This window comes from Caballeronia sp. Lep1P3 (assembly GCF_022879595.1).
GTDB lineage: Bacteria > Pseudomonadota > Gammaproteobacteria > Burkholderiales > Burkholderiaceae > Caballeronia.
The window spans coordinates 2,506,556-2,522,520 of record NZ_CP084265.1; the positions used below are offsets into that span (position 1 = coordinate 2,506,556).

Consider the following 15,965-nt stretch of genomic DNA (forward strand, 5'->3'; position numbering starts at 1 on the left):
GTCAATCCACCTCGATCGCTTCCGGATTCGGATTGCGCGGCGGCGCCGAATTCTCGTCGAAGGTCAGCTGGACCTTGTCCTCGGCATCGACATCGACCGTCACCCGGCCGCCGTTGAGCAGCTTGCCGAAGAGCAGTTCGTCGGCGAGTGCGCGGCGGATCGTGTCCTGAATCAGACGCTGCATCGGACGCGCGCCCATCAGCGGATCGAAACCGTGCTTCGCGAGATGCTTGCGAAGCGCGTCGGTGAAGACCGCATCGACCTTCTTCTCGTGCAGCTGATCTTCCAGTTGCATGAGGAACTTGTCGACCACGCGCAGGATGATTTCCTCGTCCAGCGAACGGAAGCTGATGATCGAATCGAGACGGTTGCGGAACTCCGGCGTGAACATGCGCTTGATGTCGGCCATTTCGTCGCCCGACTCGCGCCGCGACGTGAAGCCGATCACCGACTTGCCCATCGTTTCCGCGCCCGCGTTCGTCGTCATGATGATGATGACGTTGCGGAAGTCCGCCTTGCGCCCGTTGTTATCCGTCAGCGTGCCGTGGTCCATCACTTGCAGCAGCACGTTGTAGATGTCCGGATGCGCCTTCTCGATTTCGTCCAGCAGCAGCACGCAATGCGGCTTCTTCGTGACGGCCTCGGTCAGCAAACCGCCCTGATCGAATCCGACGTAGCCCGGCGGCGCGCCGATGAGACGGCTCACCGCGTGGCGCTCCATGTACTCGGACATGTCGAAGCGAAGCAGTTCGATGCCGAGCGTGAACGCGAGCTGCTTCGCGACTTCGGTCTTGCCGACGCCCGTCGGACCCGAGAACAGGAACGCGCCGATCGGCTTGTCCGTCTTGCCGAGACCCGCGCGCGCCATCTTGATCGATGCCGACAGCGCGTCGATCGCCGGATCCTGGCCGAACACGACAGCCTTCAGATCGCGGTCGAGCGTCTGCAGCTTGCTGCGGTCGTCCTGCGACACGCTTTGCGCCGGCACGCGCGCGATCTTCGAGATGATCTCTTCGATCTCGCTCTTGCCGATGGTCTTCTTCTGCTTCGACTTCGGCAGAATCCGCTGCGCCGCGCCCGCTTCGTCGATCACGTCGATTGCCTTGTCGGGCAAATGACGGTCCGTGATGAAGCGCGCCGACAGTTCCGCCGCCGCCGACAGCGCACCCGAGGAGTACTTCACGCCGTGATGCTCTTCGAAACGCGACTTGAGACCGCGCAGAATGGCGACCGTCTGCTCGACGGACGGCTCGGTGACATCGACCTTCTGGAAGCGCCGCGACAAGGCCGCGTCCTTTTCGAAGATGCCGCGATATTCGGTGAACGTCGTGGCGCCGATGCACTTCAGCTGCCCCGACGAAAGCGCCGGCTTCAGCAGGTTCGATGCGTCGAGCGTCCCGCCCGATGCCGCGCCCGCGCCGATCAGCGTGTGAATCTCGTCGATGAACAGAATGGCGTGCGGACGCTCCTTCAGTTCCTTAAGCACCGTCTTGAGACGCTGCTCGAAATCGCCGCGATACTTCGTGCCCGCGAGCAGCGCGCCCATGTCGAGCGAATAGACCTGCGCATCCGCGAGGATGTCCGGCACTTCGCCGCGCGTGATTCGCCAGGCGAGGCCTTCGGCGATCGCGGTCTTGCCGACGCCGGCTTCACCGACGAGCAGCGGATTGTTCTTGCGGCGGCGGCAGAGCACCTGCACGACGCGCTCGACTTCCAGCTCGCGTCCGATCAGCGGATCGATCTTGCCGTCCTTCGCCTGCTGGTTCAGGTTCTGCGTGAACTGTGCGAGCGGCGTTTCCTTCTGCGCGGCGGCGTCTTCCGATTCCGGATTCGCTTCGCTGTTCGCCTTCGCGGCATCGCCACTGTTCGTCTTTGCGATGCCGTGCGAAATGAAATTCACGACATCGAGCCGCGTCACGCCCTGCTGCTGCAGGTAGTAGACCGCGTGCGAGTCCTTCTCGCCGAAGATCGCGACGAGCACGTTCGCGCCCGTCACTTCCTTCTTGCCGTTCGAGGTCGATTGCACATGCATGATCGCGCGCTGAATCACGCGCTGGAAACCAAGCGTCGGCTGGGTATCGACGTCGTCCGTGCCGGGCACGGTCGGCGTGTTGTCGTGAATGAAATTGCGCAGGTTCTGACGCAAATCCTCGATATTCGCTGCGCAGGCGCGCAGCACTTCAGCCGCGGTCGGATTGTCCAACAAGGCCAGTAAAAGATGCTCGACCGTTATGAACTCGTGCCGCGCCTGACGTGCTTCCATAAACGCCATGTGCAGACTGACTTCCAGTTCCTGGGCAATCATGCTTCCTCCATCACGCACTGCAGCGGGTGTCCCGCTTGCCGTGCATGGCTAACGACTTGCTCAACTTTGGTCGACGCGATATCCCGCGTATAGACCCCACAAACTCCCCTGCCCTCGCGATGAACCTTCAGCATGATCTGCGTCGCAGTCTCACGATCTTTATTGAAGTATTCCTGCACGACCATCACGACGAATTCCATCGGCGTGAAGTCGTCATTCAGCAGCACCACTTTGTACATCGACGGCTTCTTGAGCTTCTGCTCCTGCCGCTCCAGTACCGTGCCATCCTGCTTGTTGGGATTTATCGCCATACACCCATTCTAAACAACACGGTCGCCCCCGCAATTGCCGCTCCAGCATCGGCCAGCCGGCCGCAGTGTCAGGGCTGAAAACGCGCGCTGCGCAGCGACCGTCCATCGAATCCTGCCGGCGCCCAAACTGTTGGCGCGGCCCGCTTGCACCTCGTCGAATCCAGTATCGCACAGCTTCAAAAAAAACAAACCGCACCACCGTGGCGGGCGGCGGGGCGTAGCACACACGTGAGACGATTATGCGACTTTTCAAGATGACTTGCTTGGACGGCGGCGCACACGCAAAGCAGGAATTACCCTACGAATGCGGTCTATGCAACGAGCATAACGACCATCCCAAAAATTCCTTGACACTCGATTTAAGAGATTTAACAATCAAACTGGCACTTTTTTCCGGGGGCCTCCGGGCAAAAAGGCCGAGGGGAGCTAGTGAGGAGGGGGCGGTTCGCTTGTGGGGCGAGCCGTCGAGCTTTTCGAGCGTGCTCGGGTTGCGACGAGAGTTAGAGGGGAAGTACGAATGTCTACAGGTACGGTCAAATGGTTCAACGACGCGAAAGGCTACGGATTCATCACGCCCGATGAAGGCGGCGAGGATCTGTTCGCACATTTCTCGGCGATTCAGATGAACGGTTTCAAGACGCTCAAGGAAGGCCAGAAGGTTTCTTTCGAGATCGTCCAGGGACCCAAGGGCAAACAGGCATCGAACATCCAGGACGCAGCCTGACCGTTCGATCGCACTGAGCCTCACTAAAACCCGGCCTAGCGCCGGGTTTTTTTGCGCCCGCGCCGCAATCACTCAACGGAAACTCGACGTGGGCGAGCAACGAAATCTGCGGCAATTCACGAACAAAACCCCGCAATGCATGAGCCTTTGCGGGGTTTTTCGATTTCGTTCAGCAGTACAGCGATTCGGCCGCGGCGAACATTACATGTTTTCGATCATCACATCGCCGAAAGCCGAACACGACACCTGCGTCGCGCCTTCCATCAGCCTCGCGAAATCGTAGGTGACGCGTTTGGACAGAATGGATTGCTCCATCGACGCGATAATGCGATCCGCCGCCTCCGTCCACCCGAGATGACGCAGCATCATTTCGGCGGAGAGAATTTCCGAGCCGGGATTCACGTAGTCCTTGCCCGCGTATTTCGGCGCGGTGCCGTGCGTCGCTTCGAACATCGCAACGGAGTCCGACATGTTCGCGCCCGGCGCGATGCCGATACCGCCGACCTGCGCGGCGAGCGCGTCGGAGATATAGTCGCCGTTGAGATTCAGCGTCGCGATGACATCGTATTCGGCCGGGCGCAACAGGATCTGCTGAAGGAACGCATCGGCGATCACGTCCTTCACGACGACATCGCCGCCCGTCTTCGGATTCTTGACCTTCATCCAGGGGCCGCCGTCGATCAGTTGCGCGTCGAATTCCTTTTGCGCGAGCGCGTAACCGTAATCGCGGAACGCGCCTTCGGTGAACTTCATGATGTTGCCCTTGTGCACGAGCGTCACCGAACGGCGGTTATTGTCGATCGCGTATTGAATCGCCTTGCGCACGAGCCGCTCCGTGCCCTCGCGCGACACCGGCTTGATGCCGAGCCCCGACGATTCCGGAAAGCGGATTTTCTTCACGCCCATTTCGTCGCGCAGGAACGCGATCACCTTTTTCGCCTCGGCCGATTCCGCCGGCCACTCGATGCCCGCGTAGATGTCTTCCGAGTTCTCGCGGAAGATCACCATGTCCACCTTCTCCGGCTCGCGCAGCGGCGACGGCACGCCCTTGAAGTAGCGCACCGGACGCAGGCAGACGTAGAGATCGAGCTGCTGGCGAAGCGCGACGTTGAGCGAGCGGATGCCGCCGCCGACCGGCGTCGTGAGCGGCCCCTTGATCGACACGATGTATTCCTTCACCACGTCGAGCGTTTCGTCGGGCAGCCAAACGTCCGGGCCGTAGACTTGCGTCGCCTTTTCGCCAGCGAAGATTTCCATCCATTGAATCTTGCGCTTGCCGCCGTAGGCTTTTTCGACTGCCGCATCGACCACCTTGAGCATCACAGGCGTGATGTCCACGCCCGTGCCGTCGCCCTCGATATACGGGATGATCGGCTGGTCCGGAACGTTGAGCGTGAAATCCGCGTTGACGGTGATCTTTTCACCGCTCGCCGGAACCTCGATGTGCTGATACGGCATGGTCGACTCCAAAGAACGCCGGGCTTGCATGGATGAACGGCCGGACGGAAAACGCGCACGGCTGACGCGCTTGTTCGCGGTCTTTGCGCTTTTTTGCGCTTGTCTGTCCAGTCAGAAAGGGAATACGGATCGCGTTTCATTATGCATTAAGATGTGCCGCGTTCACGCCCCGCTGCTTCTGTTTCCCCTCCCGCCGCCGCCCGCATGCCGCTCATCGCTCTCAATAAACCGTTCGGCACTATCTGCCAGTTTTCGGCGCACGAAACACGTCCCTCGCTCGGCGACTGGGTAAAGACGCCGGGCGTCTATCCGGCGGGCCGCCTCGACGCGGACAGCGAAGGGCTCTTGCTGCTGACGGACGACGGCGCGCTGCAGGCGCGCATCGCCGAGCCGCGCCACAAGCTCGTCAAGCGCTACTGGGCGCAAGTCGAAGGCGCACCCGGCGACGACGCCCTCGCGCATCTGGCGAAAGGCGTCGATCTCGGCGACTACGTGACGCGCCCGTGCCGCGCAACGTTCGTCGCCGAGCGCGAGATCGAGGCCCTGTGGCCGCGCAATCCGCCGATCCGCTACCGCGCCGCCATCCCGACGACGTGGATCGAACTCGCGATCACCGAAGGCAAGAACCGGCAGGTGCGGCGCATGACGGCGGCGGTCGGCTATCCGACGCTGCGGCTCGTGCGCGTGGCCATCGGCGCGCTCGATGTCTTCGCGCTCGGCCTCGCGCCCGGCGAGACGGCCGAGGTGCCCGCTCGCGCGCCGTGGCAACGCACGCGCTGATACATCGCCTACGCGAATGGCCACCGTCCACGCTGCAAACATTTTTTTCACGCGCGATGCAGTTCGCCGATAAATCGCGTCAACCGACTCTTCAGACGACGCGTTAAGGGCGACAGATGCCGCGCAAAGCTATCCGGCATGGACGAAACAGCCTTTCGATAACCTGTGTGCTCCAAGGCATTTGAAAGGATTAAGCGTTCACAGCCGTATCGCGTTTTTGCCGATACGACTGTCAACCGAAAGGTGGATGGCTCGTTTACCGACATGACTCCATGACCGGGTCGTTTGGTTAATTAACTCAAGCTGAGGATTCACAAATGAACAAACTGATCGCTGCTCTCGTCGCTGGCCTGTTCGCAACGGCTGCTTTCGCACAAGCTTCGGCTCCGGAAGCTGCTGCTCCGGCTGCTGCTTCGGCACCGGCTCACAAGGCTGCAAAGAAGTCGTCGCACAAGAAGTCGCACAGAAAGTCGCACAAGGCTGCTGCTGAAGCTTCGGCTCCGGCTGCTGCTTCCGCAGCTCAGTAAGTTCGTTGTAAAGACGCGGTATAGCGAAGCTAAAAACGAGCATTACCGCCGTCTTTACGGCGTTAAAGGGCAGATTCCGAAAGGTGTCTGCCCTTTTGTTTTGTTTCCCGCTCGCGATACCGCGTACTCGCCCGCGCTTTTCACACTCGGATGCGGCTTGAAGTAACATGCGCGGGCTGCGGTCTTTCAGCGCAATCATCGATTAATAGGAGCATCGTGTGAATTCGCTGTTGCTTTCCCTTCGCGCCCTGCGCGCTTCGTTTGCTTTCATTCAAAACAAGCGCCGTTCGCGCGTCATTGCATCGTTGCGTGGATTGGTCATTGCGATGCTGCTGCCGCTCGCGTCGCTTTCACTCGCACAGGCGCAGGCCATGCCGCCTGGCGCGAAGCAACCGTCGGAGTTTCCGCGCGCGAAGCTCACCGCGGGCATGTACGTGATCGACGCCGCCGTCGCCGCGAACGACGCGGATCGCGAACAAGGGCTCATGTATCGCACGCAACTCGCCGCGAACGAGGGCATGCTCTTCGTGTTCAACGAGAACGCCGTGCATTGCTTCTGGATGAAGAACACGCTGATTCCGCTGTCGATCGCCTTTATCCGCGCGGACGGCACAGTCACGGATATCGACGAAATGGATGCCGAAACAACCAACAACCATTGCCCGCGCAATAACGGCACGTATGCGCTCGAGATGAGCAAAGGCTGGTTCACGGCGAAAGGCATCAAGCCGGGAATGAAGATCAAGGGGCTGCCAGGCGCGCAGTAAGCGCTTCTCGGGGCGAATTCATCGTAAGGCGTGCCGCATGGCACGCCTTTTTTTGGTTCAAGAAGCGGGCTGGCAAGATTCCTGCAAGAAGCCTCTCTACGCGCTATCCTAAAAAGATCGCATGAAGCCGGACCGGGCCTGAAACGCCGGTCGGGTCGACAATTCCCACAGGAGGTTCACGTGCCCCGCAAGACTCCCATCGAGCGCTATCGGAATATCGGAATCAGCGCTCACATCGATGCCGGCAAAACCACTACGACCGAGCGCATCCTTTTCTACACCGGCGTGACTCACAAGATCGGCGAGGTTCACGACGGCGCGGCGACGATGGACTGGATGGAGCAGGAGCAGGAGCGCGGCATCACGATCACCTCCGCCGCGACGACCGCCTTCTGGAAGGGCATGGCCGGCAATTATCCCGAGCATCGCATCAACATTATCGATACGCCGGGACACGTCGATTTCACGATCGAAGTGGAGCGCTCCATGCGCGTGCTCGACGGAGCATGCATGGTGTACGACTCCGTCGGCGGCGTGCAGCCGCAATCGGAAACCGTGTGGCGTCAGGCGAACAAGTACAAGGTGCCGCGCATTGCGTTCGTCAACAAGATGGATCGCGTCGGCGCGGACTTTTTCCGCGTTCAGCGGCAGATCGGCGAGCGTCTGAAGGGCGTGGCCGTGCCGATCCAGATTCCGATCGGCGCGGAAGACCACTTTCAGGGCGTAGTCGATCTCGTGAAGATGAAGGCGATCGTCTGGGACGACGATAGCCAGGGCATCAAGTTCACCTACGAAGAGATTCCCGAGAACCTCAAGGACCTCGCGCACGAATGGCGCGAGAAGATGGTCGAGGCGGCCGCCGAATCGAGCGAGGAACTGCTCGAAAAGTATCTCGACGACCACGAAAGCCTGACCGAGGACGAGATCAAGACGGCCATCCGCAAGCGCACCATCGCGAACGAGATCGTGCCGATGCTCTGCGGCAGCGCGTTCAAGAACAAGGGCGTGCAGGCGATGCTCGACGCGGTGATCGACTATCTGCCCTCGCCGGTGGATGTACCCGCGATCCTCGGCCACACCGAGGACGACCAGCAAGCGGAGCGCCATCCGAGCGACGACGAGCCGTTCTCCGCCCTCGCCTTCAAGATCATGACCGACCCGTTCGTCGGCCAGTTGATCTTTTTCCGCGTGTACTCGGGCGTGGTGAATTCGGGCGATACGGTCTTCAATCCGGTGAAGGACAAGAAGGAGCGCCTCGGCCGGATTCTGCAAATGCACGCGAACGAGCGCAAGGAAATCAAGGAAGTGCGCGCGGGCGACATCGCGGCGGCGGTCGGCCTGAAGGAAGCGACGACCGGCGACACGCTCTGCGATCCGGCGAACGTCATCATTCTCGAACGGATGATTTTCCCGGAGCCGGTGATCTCGCAGGCCGTCGAGCCGAAGACGAAGGCCGATCAGGAAAAAATGGGCATTGCGCTGAATCGTCTCGCGCAGGAAGACCCGTCGTTTCGCGTCGCGACCGACGAAGAATCCGGCCAGACGATCATCTCCGGCATGGGCGAGCTGCACCTTGAAATTCTGGTCGACCGCATGAAGCGCGAATTCGGCGTGGAGGCGACCGTCGGCAAGCCGCAGGTCGCGTATCGCGAAACGGTGCGCAACAAGATCGAGGATGTCGAAGGCAAGTTCGTCAAGCAGTCAGGCGGGCGCGGCCAGTACGGTCATGCGGTGATTTCGCTGGAGCCGCATCCGGGCAAGGGCTACGAATTCGTCGATCAGATCAAGGGCGGCGTAATTCCGCGCGAATACATTCCGGCGGTGGACAAGGGCATTCAGGAAACGCTGAAGTCGGGCGTGCTCGCGGGCTATCCGGTCGTCGATACGAAGGTCACGCTGACTTTCGGCTCGTACCACGATGTCGATTCCAACGAAAACGCGTTCCGCATGGCCGGCTCGATTGCCTTCAAGGAAGCCATGCGCAAGGCCAAGCCCGTTCTGCTCGAACCGACGATGGCCGTCGAAGTCGAAACGCCCGAGGAGTTCATGGGCAACGTGATGGGCGATCTGTCGAGCCGGCGCGGCATCGTGCAGGGCATGGAGGACATCGCGGGCGGCGGCGGCAAGATCGTGCGCGCCGAGGTGCCGCTCGCCGAGATGTTCGGCTATTCCACGTCCCTTCGCTCGCTGACGCAGGGCCGCGCCACCTACACGATGGAGTTCAAGCACTACGCCGAGACGCCGAACAACGTGTCCGAAGCGATCATCAACTCGAAGGGGAAATGATCGCGACATAGGCGTGTAATATCGGAAGTCCGTTGTGCGCTTCGTGTTGGTGGCGGCAACGGACTTTTTTTATCCGCGGACCAGAGCGTTAGAGCCATCATGAGCGACGCACATCACATCGATTGGCGCGAAAACGGCGTCAGGGTCATCAAGGGCGATCAGCTCGACACCAACACCCCGCAGACGCCGGGCATGAACCGCGCGGCGGCGATCAACGCGGCGCGCGTCGGCGCGCAGAAAATCTGGGCGGGCACGGTCACGATCCATCCGAACGCGAAGACCGGCGCGCATCACCACGGCGCGCTCGAAAGCGTGATCTACATCCTGCGCGGACAGGCGCGCATGCGCTGGGGCGAGCACCTCGAATTCACGGCTGAAGCCGGACCGGGCGATTTCATCTTCGTGCCGCCCTATGTGCCGCATCAGGAAATCAACGCGAGCACGGACGAGCCGCTCGAATGCGTGCTGGTCCGAAGCGACAACGAGGCGGTCGTCGTCAACCTGAATATCGATGCAGTCGAGGCGCCGGAGGAAGTGCTCTGGATCGATCCGATTCATAAAGATCCGCACGACCATCCGCACGACAAACCGCACGACCACTGAAGCCGGCGCGCGCCTTGCTACCGCACCGCGTCGGCGTCCGCGAGGCGGCCGGACAACGACAACACCGCACACGGAACCCTTCCCGATGAAAAAAGCATCGACGGACGCGCATCACTTCGAACTCGCGCGCGCAGGCGCAGGCGAACTCGGCAATCACGCGATCGACGAATTCAAAGCCGGCCGGCTCACGCGCCGCGAGTTGCTGCGGCATGCGAGCGTGCTCGGCATGGCGCTGTCGGCGGGCGGGCTTTTCGGCATGCCGGCCGCGCGCGCGCAGGGTGCGGCCAAGCCCGGCGGCACGATACGCGTCGCGCACATGACGCCCGCGGGCGCCGTCGATCCGCTCACGGTGACGGACGCCGCCGGTCTCGTGCTCATCAATCAGACGGGCGAATTCCTGATCGACGACGACAGTCAGACGCTCACGCTGCGCCCGGCGCTCGCGCTCTCGTGGTCGTCGAATGCGACGGGCGACGTGTGGACCTTCAAGCTGCGTCCGAACGTCAAGTTCCACGACGGCCAGACGATGACCGCGAAGGACGTCGCCGCGACCTTCAACCGCCTCGCCGATCCGGGCGCGGGATCGGCGGCGCTCTCGGTGCTGAAGGGCGTGCTCTCGAAGAACTCGGCGAAGGCCGTCGACGATCACACCGTCGAGTTCCATCTCGATGGGCCGAACGGCAATTTCCCCTACTACGTTTCGTCGGACAACTACAACGCGGTCATCCTCCCGGCGAACTTCAGCGGCTCGTATGAAAAGTCGTTCATGGGAACGGGCGCGCTCAAGCTCGAAAAGTACACGCCGAAAGTGGGCGCGTCGTTCGTGCGCAATCCGGATTACTGGGGCGAGAAGTCGCTGCCCGACCGCGTCAACTTCTCGTTCTACGCCGATCAGCAGGCGCAGCTCCTCGCGATGCAAGGCCGTCAGGCCGACGTGATGGGCGACTTCACGGTGCAAGGCGGCGTCTCGATGCTCACGAACCCGCAGTTCAAGGTGCTGGGCGCGAAATCCAGTTCGCATCGGCAGATTCACATGCGCTGCGACATGGGCGCGTTCAAGGACAAGCGCGTGCGTCAGGCGCTCGCGCTCGCGATCAATCGCGAAGTCATCGTGAAGGGCCTCTTTCGCGGACGCGCGGTGGTCGGCAACGACAGTCCGTTCGCGCCCGTCTTCCCGTCGAGCGATTTGACGGTGCCGCAGCGCCGCGTCGATGTCGCGAAGGCCAAGCAGTTGATGAGCGAAGCGGGCGTCGGCAACGGCTTCGACATCACGCTGACGACCGAAAAGTACATGGAGATTCCCGATCTCGCGGTCGTCGTGCAGAACGCGGCGAAGGCAATCGGCATTCGCATCGCGCTCAAGGTGGAAAGCCAGGACCTGTATTACGGCTCGGGCACGTTCGGCAAGTCGGACTGGCTGGATTCGCCGCTCGGCATCACCGATTACGGGCATCGCGGCGTGCCGAACGTGTTCCTGAACGCGCCGCTCACGAGCAGCGGCACATGGAACGCGGCGCATTTCAAAAACGCGGAATACGACAAGCTCGTCGCGCAGTTCGTCGCGGCGCTCGATGTCGCCTCGCAAAAGAAAGTTTCCGGGCAAATCCAGCGCCTTCTGCTCGACGAAACGCCCGTCGTGATCCCGTACTTCTACGACCAGTTGATCGTCACGCGCGCGAACGTCTCCGGCGTGCGCTTCAACGCGATCTCGCAGATGTGGTTCGACCGCGCGACGGTGAGCGCCTAAATGAGCACGATGATGCCGGCGGCGCGCGTCGCTGAGTTCGCGAGACTGCGGCGCGTCGTGCGCTTCGTCGGCGTGCGCGTGCTGCTTGCGCTCGTGACGCTCTGGCTTCTTTCGATGATCGTCTTCGCCGGCGGCCAGTTGCTTCCCGGCGACGTGGGCCGCGCGATTCTCGGCCCGCTCGCCGATGCGCGCGCCGTCGCGGCGCTCAATCATCAACTCGGCGTGGACCGGCCGCTGCTTGCGCAATACACCGGCTGGATCACGCACTTCCTGCGCGGCGACATGGGCGAGTCGTACGCGTTTCGCGCACCCGTGGCGCCGTTCATCGGCGGCGCGCTGTGGAATTCGGCGAAGCTCGGCGCGCTCGCGTTCGTGGTCGTGGTGCCGCTCGGCATCGCGGGCGGCGTATATGCGGCGCTCAACGCGGGGCGTTTCATCGACCGCTTCCTGAGCATCGGCGGACTGACGGCGACGGTCGTGCCGGAATTCGTCTCGTCGATCGTGCTGATCCTGATTTTCGGCGTCTGGCTGCAATGGCTGCCGATCGAAGCGGCCGCGCCCGCCGGCGCCGGTTTTCTGCTGCAACTGAAGCATCTCGTTCTGCCGGTGCTGCCGCTCGTCTTCGTGTTCTTCGGCTATATCGCGCGGATGGCGCGCGCCGGCACCGTCGAAGCGCTCGACGCCGACTACACGCGCACCGCGATCCTGAAGGGCTTGCCGCGCCGCGTCGTGATCCTGCGGCACGTCCTGCGCAACGCGCTCCTGCCGACGGTGACGGTCGCCGCGACGCAGCTCGGCTACATGATCGGCGGGCTCGTCGTCGTGGAGACGCTCTTTCACTATCAGGGCATCGGCTCGCTGATCTACAACGCGGCGCGCGCGAAGGACTTTCCGATGCTCGAAGCGGGCGTGCTGACCATCGGCGTGATCTACACGGCGGCGAACCTGATTGCCGATGCGCTCTACGTCGTGCTCAATCCGCGCCTGCGCACCGGAGGCGCGCGATGAGCACGGTCACGCTCGCGAAACCGCGGCGCTTCGACGCGCTCGGCGCACTGCTTCGCTCGCCTTCCTTCGATGTCGGCGTGCTCATGCTGCTGTTCTGGATCGTCTGCGCGCTCTTCGGGCACTGGCTCGTTCCGCACGATCCCTACGCGTCGGACCCGCTGAACTCGCTCGCCGCGCCTTCCGCCGATCACTGGTTCGGCACCGATCAGCTCGGCCGCGACGTGTTCGCGCGCGTGATCGTCGGCTCCCGCGACATTCTCACCATCGCGCCGCTCGCGACGCTGCTCGGCACGGCGGCGGGCGCGGCGCTGGGACTCATCGTCGGCTACTTCGGCGGATGGGTCGATGCGATCGTCGGCCGTGTCATCGATGCCCTGCTCGCACTGCCGCTCGTCATCGTCGCGCTGCTCGCGCTCGCGGCGGTCGGCGCGAGCAACACGACGGTGATTCTCGTCATCGGTCTCACCTTCGCGCCGATCACCGCGCGCATGGTCCGCGCGGCCGTGCTCGGCGAGCGCCATCTGGACTACGTGCTCGCGGCGCAGCTTCGCGGCGAGAACGCGTTCTACATCATGTTCGCGGAAATACTGCCGAACGTGCTGCCGCCGATCATCGTGGAAGCCACGGTGCGCCTCGGCTACGCGATCTTCGCGGTCGCGACGCTCTCGTTTCTCGGCTTCGGCATTCAGCCGCCTTCCGCCGACTGGGGCCTCGCGCTTTCCGAAAGCTACACACTGATGGCGGGCGGCGCGTGGTGGACCGTCGTGTACGACGCTGCCGCGATTGCGTCCCTCGTGGTCGCGGTGAACCTCGTCGCGGATGCCGTGCAAGGAGTGCTCGACCGATGAACGGACCGCCGCCATCGGCTTTTCCCGCGTTCGGCGCGTCCAAGGGCGCAGAAACCGACGCGCTCACCGTCGTCGGCCTGACGGTCGCGTACCGCACGCGCTGGCATGAACGCGACGTCCTTCAGGACGTTACGCTGCGCGTGCGGCGCGGCGAGGCGTATGGGCTCGTCGGCGAATCGGGCTGCGGCAAATCGACGGCCGCGCTCGCTATCCTGCGCTATCTCCCGCGCAACGGCCGCGTGAAGGCGGGCCGCGTCTCGATCGGCGGACGCGACGTGTCCGCGCTTCCCGCCGAGCAACTGCGCGCGCTGCGGGCCAACGCCGTGTCGATGGTCTATCAGGACCCCGGCCGCGCGCTCAATCCGTCGCTGACCATCGCGCGGCAGGTGTCCGAGGCGTTCGAAGCGGCGGGCGCATCCGCCGCCGACGCCCTCGCCCGCACCGCCGACATGCTGCGCCGCGTGCGCATCGCGTCCCCGGAGCGCGTGATGGAGAGCTATCCGCATCAGTTGTCGGGCGGCATGCAGCAGCGCGTCGTCATCGCGATGGCGCTCGCGTGCAATCCCGAACTCCTGATCCTCGACGAACCGACGACCGGGCTCGATGCCACCGTCGAAGCCGACGTGCTCGATCTCATCGCGCAGTTGCGCGCGGAACTCGGCACGGCGGTGCTTTTCATCAGCCATAACCTCGCGGTGATCGGGCGCATGTGCGACCGCGTCGGCGTGCTGTACGCAGGACGTCTCGTCGAAGAAGGCGCAACCGCCGATGTGTTCGCGAAGCCGCGTCATCCGTACACGGTCGGCCTCTTGCGCTGTCTGCCGACGAGCGGGCGCAGCAAGGAAAGCGGCCGACTCGATACGATTCCCGGCTCGCTGCCGCTGCCGGGATCGGTCACGCAGGGATGCATTTTCGCGCCGCGCTGCAAGCTCGCCGACGAGCGCTGCGTGAAGGACGCGCCGCCGCCGTATCGCGTGGCCTCGCTGCACGGCGATCAGATGGCGCGCTGCCACTACCACGAGCGCGCCGAAACCCTGCCGCGTTCTGCGGGCACCGCGCCGCTGGCCTCGCCGATTCCCGGCGACACGCCGTCCGACGTATTCGCGCTCTCCGCGCGTCATGTGTCGAAAACATTCCGCGTCGGCGACGAAGACGTGCGCGCCGTCCACGATGTCTCGCTCGATCTCATGCAGGGCGAAACGCTCGGGCTCGTCGGCGAATCGGGCAGCGGCAAGACCACGCTCGCGAAGCTGCTTCTCGGCCTCGTGTCGCCCGACGAAGGCGCGACGCTCGAACTCGACGGCAAGCGTCTCGCCGAGCGCGTCACGCGGCGCAGCGGCGAGCAGGTGAAGTCGCTGCAGATCGTGTTTCAGAATCCGGATTCGGCGCTGAATCGCGCGCATTCCGTGCGGCGGCTGATTGCGCGCTCGCTCTCGAAGCTCGGCGCGCTGCACGGCGAAGCGAAAGAAAAGCGGCTGCACGCGCTGACCGAAGCCGTGCGCCTGCCCGAACGCTATCTGAGCTCGCGCACGCGGCAGCTCTCGGGCGGACTGAAGCAGCGCGTCGCGATTGCGCGCGCGTTTGCGGGCGATCCGCGCGTCGTCGTGTGCGACGAGCCGACGTCCGCGCTCGATGTGTCCGTGCAGGCCGCGATCCTCAACCTGCTCGCCGACTTGCAGCGCGAGCGGCGCGTGAGCTATGTGTTCATCTCACACGATCTGCATGTGGTGCGGTATCTGTCGGACCGCATCGCGGTGCTGTATCTCGGGCGGATCATGGAAATCGGCCGCGCCGCCGATGTCTTCGATGGCCCGCAGCATCCGTACACGGAGGCGCTGCTGTCGTCGGCGCCATCGCTCGATGACGCGCGCGCGCGCGGCAAGCGCATCCGGCTATCGGGCGAGTTGCCGAGCGCGGCGAATCCGCCTTCGGGCTGCGTATTTCACACGCGCTGTCCGCGCAAGATCGGCGAAATCTGCGAGCGCGAGACCCCGCCCGATCGCGATGCCGGCAACGGCCACACGATTCATTGCCACATTCCCGTCGATGAACTGCGCGCGCTGCAATCGCGCGCGGGCGTGACGTGACGAGCGCCATCGCCGGAACCAAAGCGCGCCGCATCGCCTCTCACGGGTTCACGTCATACAACAAGAGGACTCACACGATGAAACGCGCTCTCTCGCTCGCCGCTTCACTCTCTGCTTCGCTCACGCTTTGCACGGCCGTTGGCGTTCACGCGCAGCCGGCCCCGACGCCCGGCGCATCCGATCCGACCTTCTCCGCGTGGTCGCTCGCGCAGCAATGCAGCCAGAAGAGCGACAACGCGGCGCAAGGGCAATGCGTGGGCGCAGTGCGCGGCATCGTGCGGGGCTATCAGTACGGCGTGCTGTTTCTCTCGCAGCGCGCCTCGCTGCCGCCCGACGAGGCGAAGCGCGTCTCGCTGTGCCTGACGGACACGAGCGTGTCGTCGATCGTCGACGACTTCCTCGCCGACGCGAAGCAGGTCAGCGAAGCGGATTTGCGCCGCACGCCGGCGGAAGTCGCGGTGCTCGGTTCGGTGCACGGCCACCATGCGTGCTCGTAGCGTTCCGAGCGGCGGCG

Annotated in this window: 14 protein-coding genes; 11 read left to right on the forward strand and 3 right to left on the reverse strand. The window is 63.3% G+C overall.

Annotated elements, in window-relative coordinates; translation table 11 throughout:
- Position 1: 1 nt before the first annotated feature.
- The gene (clpA, locus tag LDZ27_RS11775; RefSeq protein WP_244814254.1) at positions 2-2,305 is read right to left on the reverse strand and encodes an ATP-dependent Clp protease ATP-binding subunit ClpA; all 2,304 of its coding nucleotides are present in this window, start codon (positions 2,303-2,305) and stop codon (positions 2-4) included.
- Positions 2,302-2,616, reverse strand: coding sequence for an ATP-dependent Clp protease adapter ClpS (gene clpS, locus LDZ27_RS11780; protein WP_244814255.1), 315 nt, complete (start codon positions 2,614-2,616; stop codon positions 2,302-2,304). Before clpS ends, clpA begins: the two co-directional genes overlap by 4 nt.
- A gap of 517 nt (positions 2,617-3,133) precedes the next feature.
- On the opposite strand from clpS, the gene cspD reads away from it, so the two are divergent.
- Positions 3,134-3,340 carry a cold shock domain-containing protein CspD gene (gene cspD, locus LDZ27_RS11785; protein WP_008351201.1) on the forward strand — a complete coding sequence of 69 codons (207 nt, stop codon included), beginning with the start codon at positions 3,134-3,136 and terminating at the stop codon, positions 3,338-3,340.
- A 201-nt stretch (positions 3,341-3,541) separates the two neighbouring features.
- On the opposite strand, the gene icd is transcribed toward cspD, so the two are convergent.
- Entirely contained in the window at positions 3,542-4,798 is a 1,257-nt protein-coding gene (gene icd, locus LDZ27_RS11790) for an NADP-dependent isocitrate dehydrogenase (protein WP_244814256.1), read from the reverse strand.
- Positions 4,799-5,002: 204 nt separating this feature from the next.
- Between icd and LDZ27_RS11795 the strand changes: the two genes are divergently transcribed.
- The 10 genes from LDZ27_RS11795 to LDZ27_RS11840 all read left to right on the forward strand — a co-directional run bounded on the left by LDZ27_RS11795 (position 5,003) and on the right by LDZ27_RS11840 (position 15,948).
- Entirely contained in the window at positions 5,003-5,578 is a 576-nt protein-coding gene (locus LDZ27_RS11795; RefSeq protein WP_244814257.1) for a pseudouridine synthase, read from the forward strand.
- Between the two features lie 317 nt (positions 5,579-5,895).
- On the forward strand, positions 5,896-6,105 hold the full coding sequence (locus LDZ27_RS11800) for a hypothetical protein (RefSeq protein WP_244814258.1): 210 nt from the start codon (positions 5,896-5,898) through the stop codon (positions 6,103-6,105).
- 326 nt (positions 6,106-6,431) lie between these two features.
- Entirely contained in the window at positions 6,432-6,872 is a 441-nt protein-coding gene (locus LDZ27_RS11805; protein ID WP_244814259.1) for a DUF192 domain-containing protein, read from the forward strand.
- Between the two features lie 180 nt (positions 6,873-7,052).
- Complete coding sequence (fusA, locus tag LDZ27_RS11810; protein ID WP_244814260.1) at positions 7,053-9,158, forward strand: elongation factor G; 2,106 nt, start codon at positions 7,053-7,055, stop codon at positions 9,156-9,158.
- Between the two features lie 99 nt (positions 9,159-9,257).
- Complete coding sequence (locus tag LDZ27_RS11815; RefSeq protein WP_244814261.1) at positions 9,258-9,761, forward strand: cupin domain-containing protein; 504 nt, start codon at positions 9,258-9,260, stop codon at positions 9,759-9,761.
- Between the two features lie 85 nt (positions 9,762-9,846).
- The gene (locus tag LDZ27_RS11820; protein ID WP_244814262.1) at positions 9,847-11,508 is read left to right on the forward strand and encodes an ABC transporter substrate-binding protein; all 1,662 of its coding nucleotides are present in this window, start codon (positions 9,847-9,849) and stop codon (positions 11,506-11,508) included.
- Complete coding sequence (locus tag LDZ27_RS11825; RefSeq protein WP_244814263.1) at positions 11,509-12,516, forward strand: ABC transporter permease; 1,008 nt, start codon at positions 11,509-11,511, stop codon at positions 12,514-12,516. It begins immediately after the preceding gene.
- Positions 12,513-13,364, forward strand: a complete 852-nt coding sequence (locus LDZ27_RS11830; protein WP_244814264.1) for an ABC transporter permease — start codon at positions 12,513-12,515, stop codon at positions 13,362-13,364. Before LDZ27_RS11825 ends, LDZ27_RS11830 begins: the two co-directional genes overlap by 4 nt.
- Positions 13,361-15,451 (forward strand): ABC transporter ATP-binding protein, encoded by a 2,091-nt coding sequence (locus LDZ27_RS11835; protein WP_244814265.1) that lies wholly within the window; start codon positions 13,361-13,363, stop codon positions 15,449-15,451. Before LDZ27_RS11830 ends, LDZ27_RS11835 begins: the two co-directional genes overlap by 4 nt.
- A gap of 77 nt (positions 15,452-15,528) precedes the next feature.
- A complete protein-coding gene (locus tag LDZ27_RS11840; protein ID WP_244814266.1) occupies positions 15,529-15,948 on the forward strand; it encodes a hypothetical protein in 420 nt (139 codons plus the stop codon).
- Positions 15,949-15,965: the final 17 nt, after the last annotated feature.

What these genes read in the sequence shown, in the direction of transcription:
- clpA (WP_244814254.1), bottom strand. Translation starts at nt 2,305, where the DNA reads ATGATTGCCCAGGAACTGGAAGTCAGTCTGCACATGGCGTTTATGGAA.
- clpS (WP_244814255.1), bottom strand. Translation starts at nt 2,616, where the DNA reads ATGGCGATAAATCCCAACAAGCAGGATGGCACGGTACTGGAGCGGCAG.
- cspD (WP_008351201.1), top strand. Translation starts at nt 3,134, where the DNA reads ATGTCTACAGGTACGGTCAAATGGTTCAACGACGCGAAAGGCTACGGA.
- icd (WP_244814256.1), bottom strand. Translation starts at nt 4,798, where the DNA reads ATGCCGTATCAGCACATCGAGGTTCCGGCGAGCGGTGAAAAGATCACC.
- LDZ27_RS11795 (WP_244814257.1), top strand. Translation starts at nt 5,003, where the DNA reads ATGCCGCTCATCGCTCTCAATAAACCGTTCGGCACTATCTGCCAGTTT.
- LDZ27_RS11800 (WP_244814258.1), top strand. Translation starts at nt 5,896, where the DNA reads ATGAACAAACTGATCGCTGCTCTCGTCGCTGGCCTGTTCGCAACGGCT.
- LDZ27_RS11805 (WP_244814259.1), top strand. Translation starts at nt 6,432, where the DNA reads ATGCTGCTGCCGCTCGCGTCGCTTTCACTCGCACAGGCGCAGGCCATG.
- LDZ27_RS11815 (WP_244814261.1), top strand. Translation starts at nt 9,258, where the DNA reads ATGAGCGACGCACATCACATCGATTGGCGCGAAAACGGCGTCAGGGTC.
- LDZ27_RS11820 (WP_244814262.1), top strand. Translation starts at nt 9,847, where the DNA reads ATGAAAAAAGCATCGACGGACGCGCATCACTTCGAACTCGCGCGCGCA.
- LDZ27_RS11825 (WP_244814263.1), top strand. Translation starts at nt 11,509, where the DNA reads ATGAGCACGATGATGCCGGCGGCGCGCGTCGCTGAGTTCGCGAGACTG.
- LDZ27_RS11830 (WP_244814264.1), top strand. Translation starts at nt 12,513, where the DNA reads ATGAGCACGGTCACGCTCGCGAAACCGCGGCGCTTCGACGCGCTCGGC.
- LDZ27_RS11835 (WP_244814265.1), top strand. Translation starts at nt 13,361, where the DNA reads ATGAACGGACCGCCGCCATCGGCTTTTCCCGCGTTCGGCGCGTCCAAG.
- LDZ27_RS11840 (WP_244814266.1), top strand. Translation starts at nt 15,529, where the DNA reads ATGAAACGCGCTCTCTCGCTCGCCGCTTCACTCTCTGCTTCGCTCACG.